16 protein-coding genes are annotated in these 20,000 nt (G+C 68.8%); 12 read left to right on the top strand and 4 right to left on the bottom strand.

Annotated elements, in window-relative coordinates:
• The first annotated feature begins 221 nt into the window (after positions 1 to 221).
• On the top strand, positions 222 to 1,373 hold the full coding sequence (locus BM070_RS03400; protein WP_245785094.1) for a sensor domain-containing diguanylate cyclase: 1,152 nt from the start codon (positions 222 to 224) through the stop codon (positions 1,371 to 1,373).
• A gap of 7 nt (positions 1,374 to 1,380) precedes the next feature.
• Here the strand turns inward: BM070_RS03400 and BM070_RS03395 are convergent, their stop codons facing one another.
• Positions 1,381 to 2,187, bottom strand: a complete 807-nt coding sequence (locus BM070_RS03395) for a FadR/GntR family transcriptional regulator (protein ID WP_092937602.1) — start codon at positions 2,185 to 2,187, stop codon at positions 1,381 to 1,383.
• Positions 2,188 to 2,433: 246 nt separating this feature from the next.
• Here BM070_RS03395 and BM070_RS03390 point away from each other — a divergent pair, with 246 nt between their 5' ends.
• The 10 genes from BM070_RS03390 to BM070_RS03345 all read left to right on the top strand — a co-directional run bounded on the left by BM070_RS03390 (position 2,434) and on the right by BM070_RS03345 (position 13,501).
• On the top strand, positions 2,434 to 3,639 hold the full coding sequence (locus BM070_RS03390; protein ID WP_092937600.1) for an ABC transporter substrate-binding protein: 1,206 nt from the start codon (positions 2,434 to 2,436) through the stop codon (positions 3,637 to 3,639).
• A 107-nt stretch (positions 3,640 to 3,746) separates the two neighbouring features.
• Positions 3,747 to 4,607: a branched-chain amino acid ABC transporter permease gene (locus tag BM070_RS03385; RefSeq protein WP_092937598.1), complete on the top strand. Its 861-nt coding sequence runs from the start codon at positions 3,747 to 3,749 to the stop codon at positions 4,605 to 4,607.
• Positions 4,608 to 4,615: 8 nt separating this feature from the next.
• Positions 4,616 to 5,620: a branched-chain amino acid ABC transporter permease gene (locus BM070_RS03380; protein ID WP_092938121.1), complete on the top strand. Its 1,005-nt coding sequence runs from the start codon at positions 4,616 to 4,618 to the stop codon at positions 5,618 to 5,620.
• Positions 5,617 to 6,390: an ABC transporter ATP-binding protein gene (locus BM070_RS03375; RefSeq protein WP_092937596.1), complete on the top strand. Its 774-nt coding sequence runs from the start codon at positions 5,617 to 5,619 to the stop codon at positions 6,388 to 6,390. Before BM070_RS03380 ends, BM070_RS03375 begins: the two co-directional genes overlap by 4 nt.
• On the top strand, positions 6,387 to 7,091 hold the full coding sequence (locus BM070_RS03370; RefSeq protein WP_092937594.1) for an ABC transporter ATP-binding protein: 705 nt from the start codon (positions 6,387 to 6,389) through the stop codon (positions 7,089 to 7,091). The genes BM070_RS03375 and BM070_RS03370 overlap by 4 nt, the downstream gene beginning before the upstream one ends.
• A gap of 52 nt (positions 7,092 to 7,143) precedes the next feature.
• Positions 7,144 to 8,397, top strand: coding sequence for a Zn-dependent hydrolase (locus tag BM070_RS03365; protein ID WP_092937592.1), 1,254 nt, complete (start codon positions 7,144 to 7,146; stop codon positions 8,395 to 8,397).
• A gap of 2 nt (positions 8,398 to 8,399) precedes the next feature.
• Complete coding sequence (locus BM070_RS03360; RefSeq protein ID WP_092937590.1) at positions 8,400 to 9,869, top strand: M81 family metallopeptidase; 1,470 nt, start codon at positions 8,400 to 8,402, stop codon at positions 9,867 to 9,869.
• A gap of 186 nt (positions 9,870 to 10,055) precedes the next feature.
• The gene (locus BM070_RS03355; RefSeq protein WP_092937588.1) at positions 10,056 to 12,368 is read left to right on the top strand and encodes an NADP-dependent malic enzyme; all 2,313 of its coding nucleotides are present in this window, start codon (positions 10,056 to 10,058) and stop codon (positions 12,366 to 12,368) included.
• A gap of 155 nt (positions 12,369 to 12,523) precedes the next feature.
• Entirely contained in the window at positions 12,524 to 12,928 is a 405-nt protein-coding gene (locus BM070_RS03350) for a guanyl-specific ribonuclease (RefSeq protein WP_092937586.1), read from the top strand.
• 147 nt (positions 12,929 to 13,075) lie between these two features.
• Positions 13,076 to 13,501 carry a barstar family protein gene (locus tag BM070_RS03345; RefSeq protein WP_092937584.1) on the top strand — a complete coding sequence of 142 codons (426 nt, stop codon included), beginning with the start codon at positions 13,076 to 13,078 and terminating at the stop codon, positions 13,499 to 13,501.
• Between the two features lie 391 nt (positions 13,502 to 13,892).
• On the opposite strand, the gene rsmA is transcribed toward BM070_RS03345, so the two are convergent.
• The 3 genes from rsmA to BM070_RS03330 form a co-directional block, all read right to left on the bottom strand.
• Positions 13,893 to 14,675, bottom strand: a complete 783-nt coding sequence (gene rsmA / locus BM070_RS03340) for a 16S rRNA (adenine(1518)-N(6)/adenine(1519)-N(6))-dimethyltransferase RsmA (RefSeq protein ID WP_092937582.1) — start codon at positions 14,673 to 14,675, stop codon at positions 13,893 to 13,895.
• Positions 14,672 to 16,171, bottom strand: coding sequence for a peptidylprolyl isomerase (locus tag BM070_RS03335; RefSeq protein WP_092937580.1), 1,500 nt, complete (start codon positions 16,169 to 16,171; stop codon positions 14,672 to 14,674). The genes rsmA and BM070_RS03335 overlap by 4 nt, the downstream gene beginning before the upstream one ends.
• Positions 16,172 to 16,255: 84 nt before the next feature.
• A complete protein-coding gene (locus BM070_RS03330) occupies positions 16,256 to 18,784 on the bottom strand; it encodes an LPS-assembly protein LptD (protein ID WP_092937578.1) in 2,529 nt (842 codons plus the stop codon).
• An 83-nt stretch (positions 18,785 to 18,867) separates the two neighbouring features.
• On the opposite strand from BM070_RS03330, the gene BM070_RS03325 reads away from it, so the two are divergent.
• On the top strand, positions 18,868 to 19,983 hold the full coding sequence (locus tag BM070_RS03325) for an aminoglycoside phosphotransferase family protein (RefSeq protein WP_092937576.1): 1,116 nt from the start codon (positions 18,868 to 18,870) through the stop codon (positions 19,981 to 19,983).
• Positions 19,984 to 20,000: the final 17 nt, after the last annotated feature.

Raw genomic sequence — 20,000 nt, 5'->3', positions numbered from 1 at the left:
GTCGGTTGAACATGGGAAAAGTGAGCCAGGGCCGCTGGCGCCGCGCCGATGCGGCACACCGGCAGGGCGAGGGCGCCACGGCGGCGATTGTGCGCCGAGCCGGACGGCCCCTGTGCAGCCAGTCGCACACGCCCTTTCCACGATCCACTGTTACAGTCATTTGGCCGACCCGCCGCCGATCGCCCTCCCGCATCATCCGCCCGCCAGCCCGCTCTCAGTCCATGCCCGCACCCGCTGCCCAGGCTCCTGCCCGCCCGACGCCCCGCAAGGTGCACTGGCTGGTGCGCATGAACCGGCGCAACCGCTCGGTCTTCTATGCCATGCTGGGCCTGTCCATCGCATCGCACCTGTGGTTCACGGGGGCCAGCGCGGTGCTGTGGGCGGTGATGGCCTTCCAGTTCTTCATCTACCCGCAGCTGGCCTATTGGCGCGCCCTGCGGTCGCAGGACCAGCGCGCCGCCGAGATGCAGAACTTCAACCTGGATGCGGTCTTCGGCGGACTGTGGTCGGGCCTGCTGGGCATGCCGCTATGGCTGAGCTTCGCGCTCATCATCGGCAACTGCATCAACATGGTGGTTTTCTACGACCTCAAGGGCCTGCGCCTGCTGGCGCTGACCACCGGCGGCGGCATCGCGCTGGCCGCCGGCGGCTGGCTGGCGGTGGCTGGCACCTGGCCGATCGACCCGTCCACCCACACGGTCACCGGGCTGTTCTGCATCGCATCCCTGGCCGTGTACTTCGTGGCCTTCGCGCACGACGGCTACGTGCGCGCCATGAAGCAGTACCGCGACAACGAGACGCTGCGCCTGCAATTCCAGGAACTCCAGTCGCTGCAGACGCGGCTGCGCGACCAGGCCCTGCGCGACCCGCTGACCGGCCTCTTCAACCGCCGCCAACTCGACGCCGTGCTGGCCCCGGAACTGGAACGCTGCCGCAAGGCCGGCACGCCGCTGGCGCTGCTGATGATCGATATCGACCACTTCAAGCGCATCAACGACACGCACGGACATCCGGCCGGCGACGCCATGCTGCAGGCGCTGGCGCAGCTGCTCCAAAGCCATGTGCGCCCGCAGGACCTGGCCTGCCGCCACGGCGGCGAAGAGTTCGTGCTGCTGCTGGCCGACACGCCGCTGCCCGTGGCGCTGCAGCGCGCCGAGGCCCTGCGCGAAGCCTTCCAGGGCCTGCTGGTGCGCTACGGCGAGGTGAGCATGTCGGCCACCCTGTCCTGCGGCCTCGCGGCCTTCCCCGAGCACGCCTCGCTGCCGCAGACCCTGACCGCCTGCGCCGACCAGGCCCTGTACGCGGCCAAGATGCAAGGGCGCAACCGGGTGGCGGCGCATGGCGCGCCGGAAGCCTGGAGCGCGCCGGGCTGAACTGCCGCTACTGGCGCCGGTGGACCGTCCGCGGGCCGCGCAGCGTGTCGGTGTCCAGGATCAGCCGGCCCTGGATGCGGCCCTTCATGCGCTGGACGCTGTTGGCTGCGTCCAGCATGTGCCGCGCCATCAGCTCGCGCACCAGGGCGGCGTCGCGCGCCCGCGCCGCCTGGACGATCTCGCGGTGGAAGCGGGCGTTGGCTTCGCCGAAGCGGCGGTGCTCGGCCTTCGGGGTGCGGTTGCCGTACACGATGAGCTGGCGCAGCATCTCGTTGATCAGCTCGCAGGCGAAGCGCAGGAACGGGTTCGGGTTGGCCGCGGCCAGGATGTCGTGGAAGTTCACGTCCTCGCGACGCTGGCTGAGCAGATCGTCGCTGCTGGAATGGGGGTCGCAGCAGGCGATGCTGTGCTCCAGCGCCTCGAAATCGGCGTCGGTCAGGTGCGGCACCGCGCCGGCCGCCAGTTCGGGCTCCAGGAACTGGCGCACGGCATAGATGTCGTCGATGGTCACGTCCTTGAAGAACAGGTAGTTCTGCAGGAACTGCAGCGTGCGGTCCAGCGGCACCTCGGCGATGGTGCCGCCGCCCGACGGGCCGGTGGAAATGGTCACCAGCCCCTGCACCTCCAGCGACTTGAGCGCCTCGCGGATGGTGCCCTTGCTCACCTCGAACTGCGCCTGCAGCTCGACCTCGCGCGGCAGCCGGTCGCCCGGGCTCAGGTTCTTCTCGGTGATGAGCCGCTTGATCTCCTGCGCCACCATGTCGGAGCGCTTGAGGGACTTGATCGGCTTGCCGGCGGGCGGTTTCGTGGCCATGGTGGGTTGCAGGTTTGAGGGCGGGAAAGGGTGCGGCACGGTGCAGGACGCCTGGCCGTCGGCTCCGTGGTGCAGTGTATGCACCACGAACGGGCAGCGAAGCGGCAAGCAGGGTTTACCTGCACGGCATTTGTTCTATTTATCACTATAAATAGGAAAGATACGTGGCACGCCACGTGCTTTGCAAAGAGCCGTGCCCAGGCTTTGTCGAAGCCAGCCGGCCTCACCCCCACAGGAGCTTTACCCATGCAACGCCGCCATCTCTTGCAACTCTCCGCACTGGGCGCGCTGCCCGCATCGCTGGGCCTCGCGCGCAGCGCCTGGGCGCAGTCCACGGGGGCGATCCAGTTCGGCTGCCCGGTGCCCATGTCCGGCGCCTTCGCGGCCAACGGCAAGTTCGCCGACCTGGGCATGAAGCTGGCCATCGAGCAGTACGGCAAGGCCCTGGGCCGCCCCCTGGCCTACACCGTGCTCGACACCGAAGGCAAGCCCGCCACCGCCGTGCGCAAGGTGCAGGAAGCGTCCGAGCAGCAAGGCACGCGCTTCTTCGCCGGCGGCATCCTGTCTTCCGAATCGCTGGCGATGGGCAAGGAGGCGGAGAAGATCGGCGGCGTGTTCATCACCACCGCCGGCGCCGACGAGATCACCGGCAAGGACTGCAACAGCGCCACCTTCCGCTGGTCGGTGCCCACCTTCGGCGCCATCGAACAGACGGTGCGCCCGCTTGCGGACATCCTGCCCAAGGCCAAGCGCTGGTACACCATCACGCCGCAATACGTGTTCGGCGACGGCCTGCTGTCGGCCGCCAAGAAGGTCTTCAAGGACAAGGGCCTGGAGCACGTCGGCAACAGCTACCACTCGCTGTCCGAAAAGGAATTCAGCGGCTACCTGACCAACGCCATGGCCGCCAAGCCCGACGTGCTGCTGCTGCTGAACTTCGGCTCGCAGTCGTCGGACGCGCTGCGCCAAGCGGTGAGCTTCGGCATGCACAAGAACATGACCATCCTGATCGCCTGGGCCTCGGGGCTGGAGCAGTTCGAATCGCTTGGTGCGGACCTGTGCGACGGCATCTATTTCGGCGCGCAGTACTGGCACACGGTGAACGCCCCGCTGAACCTGGAACTGGTCAAGCGCAGCCAGGAGAAGTTCAAGTCCAACCCCAACTACAGCCTGGCGGGCTCGTACATCTGCACCAAGCTGCTGATCGACGGGATCATCAAGGCCGGCACGGCGGACCCGAAGGCCGTGGTCGCGGCGATGGAGGGAATGAAGTACGCGGGCCTGACGGGCGAGGAAGAGATCCGCAAGGGTGACCACCAAGTGCTCAAGAACTACTACCTGCTCAAGGGCAAGCCCAAGGCCAAGATGGCGAACAAGGACGACTACGTGGACGTGGTGAGTTCCGGCAAGTCGTTCCTGCCGCTGGACCAGACCGGCTGCAAGCTGGGCTGACCTCCCCACCCGGCACTCGCACCCCGCGCCGCCCACGCGCGCCGCCGCCCCGCCCGCCCGTCTGCTGGCGGCGGGGCCACCTTTCCCTTCTGCCCCAGCCCCACTCCATGAGCATCTACCTGCTACAGGTCATCAACGGGATCGGCATCGGCATGCTGTATTTCCTGCTGGCCGTCGGCCTGTCCATCGTGTTCGGCCTGCTGCGCTTCGTGAACTTCGCGCATGGCGCGTTCTATCTGCTGGGCGCGTATTTCTGCTACCAGATGACGCGCTGGAGCCTGAGCTTCTGGCTCGCCCTGGCCGTGGTGCCGCTGGTGGTGGGCGCCCTGGGCTGGCTCACCGAGAAGCTGGTGCTGCGCCACGTGTACGCCAAGCCGCACGAGTTCCACATCCTCGTCACCGTGGGCCTGGCGCTTGCCATCCAGGAGCTGGTGATCCTGCAGTGGGGCCCGCTGGGCGACAGCGTGGCGGTGCCCGACCTGCTGCAGGGCGTGGTGATGTGGGGCAGCTTCGTCTATCCCAAATACCGGCTCTTCGTGATCGGCTTCACCGCCGTGCTGGCCGTGGGCCTGTGGTGGGTGCTCGAAGGCACGCGCCTGGGCAGCGCGGTGCGCGCCGGCAGCGAATCGACCGAGATGGTGTCGCTGCTGGGCATCAACGTATTCCGCATCTTCAGCCTGGTGTTCGCGCTGGGTGCGGCCACCGCCGCCATCGCGGGCGTGCTGGCCGCGCCCATCCGCGGCGCCGAGCCCTTCATGGGCATCGAGGCGCTGGGCGTGGCCTTCGTGGTCGTCGTCGTGGGCGGCATGGGCAGCTTCGGTGGCGCACTGGTCGGGGGGCTCCTGATCGGCATCGTGCAGAGCGTGATGAGCACCGTCTGGCCCGAAGGGGCACGCCTGATGATCTACATCGCCATGGCCGCCGTGCTGCTGCTGCGCCCGCATGGCCTGCTGGGCCGCAAAGGATGAACACCGCCATGACGCTCTTGCGCAAACACTTCCACCTGCTGCTGGCCCTGGCCTTCGTGCTGGCGATGCCGCTCACCATGCAGTCCGGCTCCCTGGCCAGCGAGGTGCTGATCTACGGCCTCGCGGCAATGGGCTGCAACCTGCTGCTGGGGCACACGGGGCTCTTGTCCTTCGGGCAGGGCATCTTCTTCGGGCTGGGCAGCTACACCATCGCCCTCACGCTCACGCGCTGGCCCCTGCCCATGCCGCTGGCCCTGGCGCTCGCCGTGGTGGCGGGCGCGGTGGGCGCGGCGCTGGTGGGCTGGGTCGCGATCCGGCAGCGCGGCACCTACTTCGTGATGCTGACGCTCGCCTTCGCGCAGATGTTCTACTTCCTCGCCTACTCCATGCCCGGGCTCACGGGCGGCGACAACGGCCTGATGGACATCCCGCGCCCCTCGCTGGCCGTGGGCGGGTTCACGCTGTGGCCGCTCGTCTCGCCCTGGCAGTACTACGGCTTCGTGGCCGTGGTGTTCCTCGTCGCCTTCTGGCTGCTGCAGAACGTGTCGGCCTCGGTCTTCGGCCGCACCCTGCTGGCCGTGCGCGACAACGAGGAGCGCGCGGGCGCCATCGGCTACGACCTCAGGCTGCTGAAGCTGCAGGCCTTCGTCATCTCCGGTGCCGTCACGGGCCTGGCCGGCGCGCTGCACGCCATGATGACCGGCATCGCCCCGCTGGCGAGCGCCGAATATCACACGAGCGAGATGATCCTCGTGATGACCGTGATCGGCGGCACCGGCAACCTGCTGGCCTCGCTGCTGGGTTCGGCCTTCTACCTGATCGTGGGCGACTGGCTCTCCACCCTGTGGCCGCGCTGGCTGCTGCTGCTGGGCGTGGTCCTGATGGTGATCAGCCTGGGGATGCAACGCGGCCTCTGGGGCCTGTTCGAATCGGCCTGGAACCGCCTGCGCGGCGCGAACGCCACGGCGAAGAAGCCTTCGGAAGCCGCCGCCGGCACGGGAGACAAAGCATGAGCGCCGCACCCATCCTGCTGGAAGCCATCGGCGTGGAAAAGCGCTACGACAAGTTCGCCGCGCTCTCGGGCGTGGACCTCAAGGTGCGCGCGAACACCGTGCATTCGGTGATCGGCCCCAACGGCGCGGGCAAGACCACGCTGTTCCACATGCTCACCGGCACCAAGGCGGTGAGCGGCGGTCGCATCGTGTTCGACGGCCACGACGTGACGCGCGAGCCCGCCCACCGCCGCGTGCAGCGCGGCATGGCGCGCTCGTTCCAGGTGACCAGCCTCTTTCTCACGCTGCCGGTGCGCGAGAACCTGCGGCTGGCCGCGCAGGGCACGGCGCCCGCGCAGGCCCTCAACTGCTGGAGCGCGCCCTTGGGCGCCCGCTCCCGCGCCGACGTGGTGGCCCGCGTGCTGGCTCGGCTGGGCCTGGAGCGCCATGCCGACACGCCCGTGGGCAACCTCTCGCACGGCCAGCAGCGCCGGCTGGAAGTAGGCATGGCGCTGGCCGCGGGGCCGAAGGCCATCTTCCTCGACGAGCCCACCTCGGGCATGGGCATCGACGACCTGGACGACATGAAGCGGCTGATCCAGGGCCTCAAGGACGAGCACACGGTGGTGCTCATCGAGCACAACATGAACATCGTGATGGACATCTCCGACACCGTCACCGTCATGCAGCAGGGCCGCGTGCTGGCCGAAGGCCATCCGCACGCCATCCGCAGCGACGAGCGGGTGCGCAGCGCCTATCTGGGCAACATGATCACCGGGGGCAAGGCATGAGCATCCTGCAGATCGAGGGGCTGCACGCCCACTACGGCAAGAGCCACGTGCTGCAGGGCATCGACCTGCACGTGGACGACGGCGAACTGGTCACGCTGCTCGGGCGCAACGGCGCGGGCAAGACCACGACGCTCAAGAGCATCTGCGGCGTGGTGCCGCCCAGCCAGGGGCGCGTGCGCTTCCTGGACACCGACGTGCAGGGCCTGCCCCCGCACCGCATCGCGCAGCGCGGCGTGTGCCTGGTGCCCGAGCACCGGGGCGTCTTCCGGCTGCTGACGGTGGAAGAGAACCTGCTGCTGGGCCAGCGCAAGCAGTCGCCCTGGCAACTGGCCGACATCTACCGGATCTTCCCGCGCCTGAAGGAGCGCCGCACCAACGGCGGCGCGCAGCTCTCGGGCGGCGAGCAGCAGATGCTGGCCATCGGCCGCGCGCTGATGAACGCGCCGCGCCTGCTCATGCTGGACGAGCCCGTGGAAGGCCTGGCGCCCGTGATCGTCGAGGAGATCGTGGCCCAGCTCAAGGCCATCAAGGCCGCGGGCGTGGCCATCCTGCTGGTGGAGCAGAACCTGGAGGTCTGCACCCAGCTGGCCGACCGCCACTACATCATAGAACAGGGCTCCGTCGTGCACGAAGCCGCCAATGCGGCCTTCCTGGCCGACGAGGCCACCAAGGACCGCTACCTGGGCGTGGGCCTGGCCTGAAGCACGCACTTTCTCCAACACCCGCCCCCATCGAGGATCACCGACCGTGGACATGAAGACCTCTTCTCCCGCCCAGCAGACCCGCGTGAACGGCGCGCGCCTGTGGCAATCGCTGATGGACCTGGCGCGCATCGGCGCCACCCCCAAGGGCGGCGTGTGCCGGCTGGCGCTCACCGCGCTGGACGGCGAAGGCCGCGACCTGTTCGTGCGCTGGGCGCGCGAAGCCGGCTGCAGCGTGCGCGTCGATGCCATCGGCAACATCTTCGCGCGCCGCGCCGGTCGTGACGACAGACTGCCGCCCGTGATGACCGGCAGCCACATCGACACCCAGCCCACCGGCGGCAAGTTCGACGGCAACTATGGCGTGCTGGCCGGCCTGGAAGTGGTGCGCAGCCTGAACGACGCGGGCATCGAGACCGAAGCACCCATCGAAGTCGCCGTCTGGACCAACGAGGAAGGCTCGCGCTTCGTTCCCGTGATGATGGGCTCCGGCGTGTTCGCGGGCGCCTTCACCCTGGAACATGCGCTGGCGCAGCGTGACGCAGCGGGCACCAGCGTGGCCGAGGCGCTGGATGCCATCGGCTATGCCGGCACGGCCGCGCCCACGCCCGCGGTGGGCGCGTATTTCGAAGCGCACATCGAGCAGGGGCCGGTGCTGGAGGCACACGGCTGCGTGATCGGCGTGGTGCAGGGCGCCCTGGGGCAGCGCTGGTACGACGTGACCGTGCAGGGCATGGAAGCCCACGCAGGCCCGACGCCCATGGAACTGCGCCGCGACGCGCTGCTGGCGGCGAGCGCCCTGGTGGAAGAGGTGAACCGCATCGCCCTCGCGCATGCCCCGCATGCGCGCGGCACGGTCGGCGTGCTGGAGGTGTTCCCCAGTTCGCGCAACGTGATCCCCGGCAGCGTGCGCATGACGGTGGACCTGCGCGCCGCCGACGACGCCGTGCTGCTGCAGATGGACGCCGCCCTGCGCGCAGCCTGCGAGCGCATCGGCACCACCCGCCGCACGCCCATGGCGGTGGAGCCGGTGGTGTACTTCCCGCCGCAGCCCTTCGCCCCCGAACTGGTCGAAGGCGTGCGCGCCGATGCGGCTGCGTTGGGCTACAGCGCCATGGACGTGGTGAGCGGCGCCGGGCACGACGCCGTGTACCTGGCGCGCCTGGCGCCCACGGCCATGGTCTTCGTGCCGTGTGCGGACGGCATCAGCCACAACGAGATCGAGGACGCCGAGCCCGAGCACCTGGAGGCCGGCTGCAACGTGCTGCTGCACGCCATGCTGCGCAGCGCGGGGGTGGCGGCATGACGATGAAATTCCTGATCGCACGGCTCAACCACGAGACCAACACCTTCTCGCCGGTGCCCACGCCGCTGGAAGCCTTCTCGCCCCGCTACGGGCACGACGCCCTGCAGGACAACCTGGGCATGCGCACCGCCATGGCGGCGTTCATCGACCTGGCCCGGTCCTTGAACGCCGAGATGGTGACGCCCGTGTCGGCCATGGCCAATCCCAGCGGCCCGGTGCATGCCGCCGCCTACGACGAACTCACCCGCCGCATCGTCGAGGCCGCACCCGGCTGCGACGCCATCCTGCTGGATCTGCACGGCGCCATGGTGGCCGAAAACAGCCCCGACGGCGAAGGCGACCTGCTGGAACGCGTGCGCGCGGCAGCGCCCGGCGTGCCCATAGCCGTGGCGCTGGACCTGCACGGCAACATCACGCCCAAGATGATCGCCAACGCCGACGTGATGGTGGGCTTCAAGACCTATCCACACGTGGACATGTACGAGACCGGCGAGCACGCCGGCCGCCTGCTGCTGGACATGCTGCAGGGCCGGGCGCGCTACACCGTGCACTGGCACCCGCTGCCCATGATGGGCCACACGCTGCGCAGCACCACGCTGCAGGGCGCGATGCTGCGGGCGGTGGACGCGGCGCGCGCAGCGGAGGCCGAGGGCGTTCCCGCCGTGACGGTGTTCGCGGGCTTTTCGCTGGCCGACATCGAGGCGCCCTGCATGAGCGTGGTGGTCACGGCCCGCGCTGACGACCCTGCGCCGGCCCAGGCCGCGGCCGAGCGCATCGCCGAGGCGATCTGGCAGGAGCGCGCCGAATTCATCTACGACAGCGAGCCGCTGGACACCTCCCTGCGACGTGCCCAGGCCCTGGCCCAAGGCGCGGACCGCCCGGTGCTGCTGCTGGACCACAGCGACAACTGCATGTCCGGCGGCACCTGCGACGCCATGGACGTGCTGCAGGCGGCGCTGGCCCAGGGCCTCACCGACATCGCCGTGGGCCCCCTGTGCGACCCCGAGGCCGTGGCCGAACTGGTGGCGGCCGGCGTGGGCGCGCGCATCACAGTGCGGCTGGGCAACAAGGTGCCGCTCACGCAGCTCGGCGTGGCCAAGGAGCCGGTGGCGGTCGAGGGCACGGTGATCGCCCTCAGCGATGGCGAATACACCGTGACCGGCCCCATCTACACCGGCCAGCGCTGCGCGATGGGGCGCACGGTGCTGCTGGACACCGGCGCCGCGCGCATCGTGGTGACCGAGCGCACGCACGAGCCCTGGGATCTGGGCGTCTTCTCCTGCGTGGGCCTGGACCCGACGGCCCACCGCTTCGTGCTGCTCAAGTCGCGCATGTACTGCCGGCCGGTGTTCGTGCCGCTCTCGCACGCCCTGGTCGAGTGCGACAGCCCCACGGGGGTGACGAGCTCCAACTACGCGCTCTTTCCGTTCAGGAACGTGCGCCGGCCGGTGTTCCCGCTCGACCCCATGTGACACCGGCGCGCCCCAGGCCGCAGGGCACGCATCCGGGTCAGGGGTGATTCACCCGGATTAAGACCAATTGCTTAACAGGGTGGGGGCGGCAGGCTGACTACAATCTCACCCCCTACGACCCCGACCCGCCTTCGAGCGCTCTGTTGGCGAGGTTTGGCAGACTTTACAGAGCTGGAGACCCGCCTGATGCCCGATACGACCCCGGTCAACGCCACGCCTGACAAGCGCGCCCTGCTGCGCCAAGCAGCCCTCGAATACCACGAGTTTCCGAAGCCGGGAAAGATCGCCATCGCTGCCACCAAGCAGATGGTCAACCAGCACGATCTGGCGCTGGCCTACTCGCCGGGCGTGGCCGCTCCCTGCGAAGAGATCGTCAAGGACCCCGCCGCCGCCTTCCGCTACACCTCGCGCGGCAACCTGGTGGGCGTGATCTCCAACGGCACGGCCGTGCTGGGCCTGGGCGACATCGGCGCGCTGGCCTCCAAGCCCGTCATGGAAGGCAAGGCGGTTCTGTTCAAGAAGTTCGCCGGCGTCGATGTCTTCGACATCGAAATCAACGAGAAAGACCCGGCCAAGCTGGTCGAGGTCATCGCCGCGCTGGAGCCGACCTTCGGCGCCATCAACCTCGAAGACATCAAGGCGCCCGAGTGCTTCTACGTGGAGCGCGAGCTGCGCAAGCGCCTCAATATTCCCGTCTTCCACGATGACCAGCACGGCACGGCCATCACCGTGGCCGCCGCCATGATCAACGCCCTGAAGGTGGTGGGCAAGGACATCGGCGCCGTGCGCCTGGTGGCCTCCGGTGCGGGCGCCGCGGCGCTGGCCTGCCTGAACCTGCTGCTGAAGGTGGGCCTCAAGCGCGAGAACGTGTTCGTGACCGACCTGGCCGGCGTGGTCTATGAAGGCCGCACCGAGCTGATGGACGAGGACAAGATCCAGTTCGCCCAGAAGACCGACATGCGCACCCTGGGCGAGGTCATCGAAGGCGCCGACGTGTTCCTGGGCCTGTCGGCCGGCGGCGTGCTCAAGCCCGCCATGGTGGCCAAGATGGCCGCCCGCCCGGTCATCTTCGCGCTGGCCAACCCCAACCCCGAAATCACGCCCGAAGACGCCCACGCGGTGCGCGGCGACGTGGTGATGGCCACCGGCCGCACGGACTACCCGAACCAGGTCAACAACGTCCTGTGCTTCCCGTACATCTTCCGCGGCGCGCTGGACTGCGGCGCGACGACCATCACGCTGGAGATGGAGATCGCTGCGGTGCATGCCATCGCCGAGCTGGCCCAGGCCGAGCAGAGCGAAGTGGTGGCTGCCGCCTATGTGGGCGAGCCGCTGGCCTTCGGCCCCGAATACCTTATCCCCAAGCCGTTCGACCCGCGGCTGATGATCAAGATCGCGCCGGCCGTGGCCCAGGCCGCCGCCGACAGCGGCGTGGCCCAGCGCCCGATCGCCGACATGGACGCCTACCGCGACCATCTGCAGACCTTCGTCTATGCCTCCGGCACGATGATGAAGCCCATCGTCAATGCCGCCAAGCTGGCCTCCAAGAAGCGCGTGGCCTATGCCGAAGGTGAAGAAGAGCGCGTGCTGCGCGCCGCGCAGATCGTGGTGGACGAGAAGATCGCCCGCCCGACGCTGATCGGCCGCCCGGCCATCATCGCCCAGCGCATCGAGAAGTTCGGCCTGCGCCTGAAGGAAGGCGTGGACTACGACGTGGTCAACGTCGAGAACGACCACCGCTACCGCGACTTCTGGCAGACCTACCACCGCATGACCGAGCGCAAGGGCATCACCGTGCCCATCGCCAAGATCGAGATGCGCCGCCGGCTGGCGCTGATCGCCTCCATGCTGCTGCACAAGGGCGAAGTGGACGGCATGATCTGCGGCACCTGGGGCAACACGGCGCACCACCTGAACTACATCGACCAGGTGATCGGCAAGCGCGCCGGCGTGAACACCTACGCCTGCATGAACGGCCTGCTGCTGCCCGAACGCCAGGTGTTCCTGGTGGACACGCACGTCAACTACGACCCCACGGCCGAACAGCTGGCCGAGATCACCGTGATGGCGGCCGAGGAAATGATGCGCTTCGGCATCAAGCCCAAGGCGGCGCTGCTGTCGCACTCCAACTTCGGCTCCAGCAACCAGCCCAGCGCGGTGAAGATGCGCCAGACCCTGGAACTGCTGCGCGTGCAGGCCCCCTGGCTGGAAGTGGACGGCGAGATGCACGGCGACGTAGCGCTCGATGCCGCGCTGCGCGCCCAGGTCATGCCCCACAGCACGCTGGCCGGCAGCGCCAACCTGCTGGTGCTGCCCAACATCGACGCGGCCAACATCTCCTACAACCTGCTGAAGACGGCCGCCGGCGGCGGCATCGCCATCGGCCCGGTGCTGCTGGGTGCGTCCGAACCGGTGCATATCCTGACGGCCAGCGCCACCGTGCGCCGCATCGTCAACATGACGGCCCTGACCGTCGCCGACGCCAACGCGGCCCGCTAAGCCCGCAGGAACGAGCAAGCGCTAACTTTTTGGCGCACTTTCAGTGCATGGCGCCTGCCCAACAATTGGGCAGGCGCTTGCTTTTTGAGCACCTTTCCGTCACACTAATGGCTCGAAATTCCGGGTTAACCCGTAGTTTCTGAAAGGCGTAGTGGATGTTGAAGGCTGTCGCCCTGCAGGCGTACAAAGCAAGTTGGGCAGGTGTTCTGGGGCTGGCGTTCGCGTTGGCTCCCCTGGCTGCATCGGCTCGTAGCACGCCGGAAATCACCGGTTCCCCCCCTATCGCATTGGCAGAGTTGCCCCCACAAGGGCGAGCAACCTACGCCCTGATCCACCAGGGCGGCCCCTTCCCGCATGACAAGGACGGATCGGTGTTCGGCAACCGCGAGCGGTTGCTGCCGGCGAACAAACGGGGCTATTACCGCGAATACACGGTCGCCACGCCCGGCGCGCGCAATCGGGGAGCCCGTCGCATCGTCTGCGGCGGCCCGCCGCGCACGCCGGACGCCTGCTACTACACCGGCGACCACTACGCGAGCTTTCGGGTCATCCAGGAATGACAAACGGGACGGCGGCCAGCACGCCCGCCCGCCGGTGCCCAGGCACCGGACCGATATCGCGTGACGGAAGAAGATTTTTTCCAGCAGACTCCCCCACCCGTCTGGCTGGCCTCATTTTTGTGGACATCTAAAGAAAGAGCAGCGGAGATGGAAACGCCACTTCGTAAAGATCAGGAAAACCCCTTGCGCGGCGTGCGCGGCAATATCGTGCAGTCGATCCGGGCCTTCCGGGTCCAGGACCTGCAAAGTGCCGCCAGCCACCTGGGTCACCATTTCCTGTACGCCAACCTGGCACATGCGCAGACCAAGCAGGACGTTCTCGACCTGATTGCCGCGCAATTCACCTTTCCGTCGCACTTCGGCAAGAACTTCGACGCGCTCTACGACTGCATGACGGACCCGCTGCACAAGTCGGGCCCGCAGCCGGGCTTCATCGTGGTGCTGGAGCAGATCCCGGCCACGGTGAAGTTCGACAAGGAAGCCCGCGAGCAGCTGCTCGACATCTTCCGCGACGCCGCCGACTACTGGGCCGACCGCAAGATCCCGTTCCGCTGCTTCTATTCTTTTCTGTAGCCCGTTCTGCAACCACTGGCCAGGCAGAACGGGCCAGCGAGGCTGGCGTCAAGGCAGCCCCCGCTCCGGCCACTGCGATCGTGATCGAGCCCGCTTCGGGCGAGAAGATGCCTACCGACAAGCTGGTGGACGTTTCGCCGCTGGCGCTGCGCATGAGCAGCCCGTTCAATGCGGGGTATTGGCTCGCGGCGGCCTGACTCGGTACATCCCCCTGAGGCGCTGCGCGCCTTCCCCCTTCTCTCGAATGGCTGCGCCATTCGGGAAGGGGGACGACACCAGTGGCCTGGCAAAGCCAGATCCACGGTGTCTCTGGCTGGGGCCGCGCCAGTCCGGACCGCCAGGACGAGACAAGGCTAAAGCCCTTGATCCACGGCGACTTCTCGCTCTGTTTTTAGCAGCAGGCTTGCGCCAGCGCCACGTAATCGGCCACGGGCACTTCCTCGGCGCGGCGCTGCGTGTCGAAGGTGCCGGCGAACTGGCGCGCTTCGAGCCAGCGGCCCAGGGTGTGGCGCAGCAGCTTGCGGCGCTGGCTGAACGCCACCTGCACCAGCTCTTCCAGCAGCTTGGGTGCCACCGGCACGGGCTCGGCGCGGGGCACCATGCGCACCACGGCGCTGTCCACGCGCGGGGGCGGCTCGAAGCTCTCGGGCGGCACGAAGAGCACGTCTTCCATGGCGTAGCGCCATTGCAGCATCACCGACAGGCGCCCGTAGTCGCTGGTGGCGGGCTGGGCCACCATGCGGTCGATGACTTCCTTTTGCAGCATGAAATGCTGGTCTTCGATGACGTCCACATGCTCCAGCAGATGGAACAGGATGGGCGTGGAGATGTTGTAGGGCAGATTACCCACCACTCTGATTTTCGGAGCACCCAGCGCTTGCTGCACCTGGGCGAAGTCCACTTTCAGCACATCGGATTCGATCACGTCGAGCTGGCCGTGCAGGCGCAGCCGGGCCGCCAGGTCGCGGTCGAGTTCGATGACGGTGAGGCGGCCCAGGCGCTCGACCAGGGGCTGCGTGAGCGCGGCCAGACCAGGGCCGATCTCGACCATGGGCTGGCCGGGGCGCGGGTCGATGGCCCGCACGATGGCGTCGATGATGCCGCCGTCGCTCAGGAAATGCTGGCCGAAGCGCTTGCGCGCGACGTGTTTGCCGTGGCTGCCGTGATTGCTCATTGCGGTGGGTCGCGGTATTCGACGTAGGCGCGGCCGCGGATTTCCTGCACCCAGTTGGCGAAGGCCTCGTCGAGCTTCTTCTCGCGCACGACGTCGCGCACCATGTCGCGCTGCTCGCGCTGGGTGAGCTTGGCTTCGCGGCGGTCCAGCAGCTGGATCAGGTGGACGCCGAAGCGCGACACCACGGGCTGGCTGATCTCGCCGGGCTGGAGGCCGTTGAGCGCCTCCTCGAATTCGGGCACGTAGCGGCCCGGGCCGGCCCAGCCCAGGTCACCGCCGTCCTTGGCGCTGCCGTCCTGCGAGTGTTCGCGTGCCAGCGTGGCGAAGTCGGCGGTGCCGGCCTGGATGCGGCGGCGGTAGTCGGCCAGCTGGTCGGCGGCCTGGGATTCCGACAGCTGCGGGCCCACGCGCAGCAGGATGTGGCGGGCATGCGTCTGCACGGCCATGGCGGCGACGGTGCCCTTGTTGCGTTCGAGCACCTTGAGCACGTGGAAGCCCGCGGGCGAGCGGATCGGGCCGACGATGCTGCCGACGGGCGCGTTCTGCGTGGCGCTCACGAAGAGCTCGGGATAGCGGTCGGCCGGGCGCAGGCCCAGCTCGCCGCCGGAGGCGGCCTCGGAGGCGTCCGAGGTCTCGCGCGCCACGGTGGCGAAGTCTTCGCCGGCGCGCACCCGGTCGGCCGCCTTCTGCGCGCGCGCGCGGCGCTGCTCGACGATCTCGGGCGAGGCGTTCTCGGGCACCACGACGAGGATGTGGCCCAGGTTGATCTCGATCTTGGACGGATCGGTGGTGTTCTGCTGCTCGCGCAGGTACTGGTCCACGTCCAGGTCGCTCACGCGCACGCGGGATTCGACCTCGCGCTCGCGCAGCCGCTGCATGAGCAGCTGGTTGCGCAGCTCCTGCAGGAAGCGGTCGCGGGTGATGCCGTCCTGCGACAGGCGGCGGTACATCTCGTCCATGCTCACGCTGTTTTGCCGCGCCACGGACTGGGCGGCCTGGGACACCGCGAGGTCGTCCACCTTGATGCCGTTCTCGGCCGCCAGCTGCAGCTGGATCTTCTCGAGGACCAGACGCTCCAGCACTTCCTTGGCCAGCTGGGCGGACGTGGGCTGCGGGCCGCCCTGGGCGGCGATCTGCTGCGCGACCCGCGCCATGCGGCTGCGCACCTCGTTGTTGGTGATGGGCTCGGAATTGACCACCGCCACGATGTAGTCGGCCTGGCGCGGCTGCGCGGCCGCGGTGCTGCTGGCGGCGCCCGCCGGCGGCAGGGTGATGGAGGGCATGCCGCGCGAAGAAGAAGCGGCGCCGCTGCCGCCCTTGCCGCTGCGCGTGCCGGTGCCGGCACTGCTGCCCTTGCCGGCGCTGTCGCCGGCGCCGGGGGTGGCCGTGGCGCCGGGCGAGAGGCGCAGCCCCTGGGCATGGACGGCTGCGGGCGGCAGGACGCTAGCCAGGGCGCTCAGGCAGGCCAGACCCAGGGTGATGGCGCGTTGTTTCATGGCGTGTTCAGACAAGAAGGAAGTGAGTGCGGAGCCTGCCGCCCCGCCCGGGGCGGACCCGGCGGGCTGGGCGGACGAAAGGCGTCAATCGTAGTTGGAGAAACGGCTGGGCGGCGTGCCGCTGCCTTGTTGGAGCACCTGATAGCCGGGGACGTTCCGTTGCAGGCTGGTCAGCGGGTTGGAGCCGACCGACAGGCGCGAGAAGCCGCGGAATTCGATCTGGAACAGCAGGCGGCTGTTGGTGGTGTTCAGGGAGTTCTGCAGGCGCTCCAGCACGACGCGGCCGATCCAGCAGCAGCCTTCGTATTCCACGCCCATCACGGAATCGACCAGGCGGCGGTCCTTCAGGCTGTAGTTGAGCCGGCCCACGGTGTACCAGCGGCCGCCTTCGTTGAGCGGCTTGTCGGCCCGGCCGCCCCAGAGCGCGGACAGCGGCCATTGCCAGCCCAGGTCGAGCTGCTCGCTGGGTTCGGTGATCAGGTCGGTCACGCGCTGCAGGCGGTAGGCGGCGCTGATGGTGCGGTACTTGCCCGGGCTGTAGCGCGCGCCCACGGTGGTGCGCTGCGAGCGGCCCGTGTCGGGGTTGTACTGCACCAGCGTGTCCAGGCTCCACTGCGGCGTCCAGTTGATGCCGGCGCCCAACAGCACGTCGGAGAGGCGGTCGTCCACCGGCGTGCCGCCGGGCATGGTCACGCGCTGGTCGGAAAAGCGCAGGCGCTGGGCGACGCCCAGGCGCACGGCCTCGGCGCCGGTGTTCGGGTCCAGCAGGCGGCTGGTGACACCCAGCGTGAGCAGGTTGTTGTCGGCGAAGCGGTCGTTGCCGCCGAAGGCGTTCTCGGTGTAGATGGAGGCGAAGTTGAAGTCGTTCGCCGCCGTGTCGTACACCGGCAGCATGCTCTGGTCGCGGAAGGGCGTGTAGGTGTAGAAGGCGCGCGGCTCCAGGGTCTGCACGAAGCTGCGGCCGAAGTACTTCGCATCGCGCTCGAAGAACAGGCCGCCGTCCAGGCTCAGGGTGGGCACCGTGCGCTGATAGTTGCGGTCGCCGTTGGCCAGCGGGCGGTCGAATTCGTACTGCGAGGCATGCAGCTGCACGCGCGGCGTGATGAAGCCCCAGGATGCCAGGAAGGGCCGGCTGACCTGCGCCATGGCATAGCTGCGGCGGGCGTTGGGCTGGCCGGTCAGCACGCTGTCGGCGCGGAAGTCGGTGTAGTCGGCATCCACACTGGCATCGAAGCCGGCGGGCAGCAGGAAGGGCGCATAGCGCCAGTGCAGCTGCGGCAGCCGGTCGTAGGGCGGCACGATGGGCGAATCGACGTCCTGCAGGGTCTGCCACTTCACCGTGCGCACGCTGGCGCTGTAGTCGCCCTGGGCCCAGGAGAGCGAGGCCTCGCCGGGCAGCAGGCGCTGGCTGAGCCGGTCGGCGCTGCTGGTGTTGGTGTTCAGGCTGCGCAGCGAGAAGTCGCGCCAGTACTGGTCGTCGCTCACGCGGCGCACGTTCACGTTCAGGCCCAGGCCGCCGATGGGGCTGTCGATGGACGCCTGGTGCTTGATGCCCCAGGCCCAGCGGTCGCGGTCGCGCAGGCGGTCGGAGGGCAGGTAGTCGCCCAGCAGCGTGCCGCTGTAGGTCGGCTCGAGGTAGCGGAACTCGCCGCCCACGTTCACGCCGCGCTTGCTCAGCAGCGTGGGGGTGATGGTGGCGTCGCGGTTGGGCGCGATGTTCCAGTAGTAGGGCTGCGAATATTCGGCGCCGCTCACGCTGTCGATGCCGATGGTGGGCGGCAGCAGGCCGGACTTGCGGCGCTCCGACAGCGGAAAGCTCAGGTGCGGCACGGGCAGGATGGGCACGCCCTTGAATTCGAGCACCGCGTTGTCGGCCGTGCCCACGTCGTTCGCCCGGTCCAGGTGGATGGTGCGCGCACGCAGGATCCAGTCGGGCTGCCAGCCGGCCTCGTCGGTGCGCTGGCAAGTGGTGTAGTTGCCCTCGTGGATGACCGAGCGGGAACGGTCGATGAAATCCACCCGCGAGGCATCGCCGTAGGCCGAGTTGGAGAGGAAGCGGTAGTTCGCGTCGGTGAAGAAGCCGCTGAACTCGTCCACCCGCAGCTGTAGCTTCGAGCCCTGATAGACGTTGCCCGCATTGTTGATGCGCACCTGGCCGGTGGCGGTGGCCAGGTCGGTGGGCATGTCGTATTCCATGCGGTCGGCATGGATCACCGTGTCGCCCCGGCGCAGCTCGGCATGGCCTTCGATATCGGCCTTGATGTCGGGTTGCAGGATGAGCTGGTCGCCCATCACGAAGGTGGGCAGCTGGCTGCGCGCGCCTTCGGGGATGGCTTCCTGCAGCACCGGGCTGGTGCGCAGCACGGGGCCGGCCGCAGCGGCGGGCGCTGCCGGGGCCCGGGTCGCCGCCGCTTCGGGGTCTCCCGCCCCCGGCTGCACCTGGGCCAGCACGCCCAGCGGCACGCCGCAGAGCATCCACGCGGCCAGCCGGGCCAGCAGGCGGCGCTCCAGGCGCGGGCCGCGCGCCCGCAGGGCGTGCGGTGCAGCGGCGGAAGCGACAGTCGGCGGGGAAGGCAGCGGTGAGAGCAGGTCGGGCAAGGAAGAGCGGTCCATGGAATCAGCCGTTCGGCGGTGCCGGCGCAGGCGCCGCGGGCCACCCGGCTTGGGGCGGACCGGGTTCTAAAATCGGATTATCCATGAGCCACCCTTGCCCCTCCCCCACCTCCGGCTCCGCGCCCGTCACCTGGGCCGACCCGGCCCGCCACGCCGCCTTCGACGCCTGGCTCGCCCCGCTGGCGGCCACGCACGGCCTGCTGGCGCACAGCCTGCGCCCGGCGTCGGCCGATGCGAGCTTTCGCCGCTACCTGCGGCTGGACCGCGCCGACGGCGCCGGCAGCTGCATCGCCATGGACGCGCCGCCCGACAAGGAAGACTGCCGCCCCTTCGCCCATGTGCAGCAACTGATGCAGGCGGCCGGCCTGCGCGTGCCGGACATCCTGGCCTGGGACGAGGCCCACGGCTTCATGCTGCTGTCCGACCTGGGGCAGCAGACGGTCATCGAGCACCTGGACCCCGCCCGCCCCGAGGCCGCCCGCAGCTGGTACCTGCAGGCGGTGGACGCGCTCGTGCAGTGGCAGAAAGCCTCGCGCCCCGGCGTGCTGCCGGCCTATGACGAGGCCCTGCTGCGGCGCGAACTGGCGCTCTTTCCCGACTGGTACATCGCCCGCCACCGCGGCCTGGCGCTGGACGACACCCAGCAGGCCACGCTGCAGCGCGCCTTCGACGCCATCGTGCGGCAGAACCTGAGCGCCCCCGCCGTCTTCGTCCACCGCGACTTCATGACGCGGAACCTGATGGCCCCGGCCTCCGGCAGCGGCGCTGCGCTGGGCGTGCTCGACTTCCAGGACGCCGTGTACGGCCCCGTCACCTACGACATCGCCAGCCTGCTGCGCGACGCCTTCATCTCGTGGGACGAGGAATTCGTCATCGACATTACCGTGCGTTACTGGGAAAAGGCCCGCCGTGCGGGCATTCTCGGCGCCGCGAGCGCCAGCGGCTGGGGCGACGACTTCGGCTCCTTCTACCGCGAAGTGGAATGGATGGGCCTGCAGCGCCACCTGAAGGTGGCCGGCATCTTCGCCCGCCTGACGCTGCGCGACGGCAAGCCCAAGTACCTGGCCGACGCGCCGCGCTTCATCGGCTACATCCGCTCCACCGCCAGCCGCTACCGCGAGCTGGGCCCGCTGCTGCGGCTGATCGACCAGATCGAAGGCATCTCGGCGCCCACCGGCTACGCCTTCGGCCGCGTCTGACCCCGGCCCCAATGAAC

Source organism: Paracidovorax wautersii (assembly GCF_900113035.1).
Lineage (GTDB): Bacteria > Pseudomonadota > Gammaproteobacteria > Burkholderiales > Burkholderiaceae_C > Paracidovorax > Paracidovorax wautersii.
Note: the sequence above shows the minus strand (reverse complement) of the source record. Positions and strands in the feature narration are given on the sequence as shown.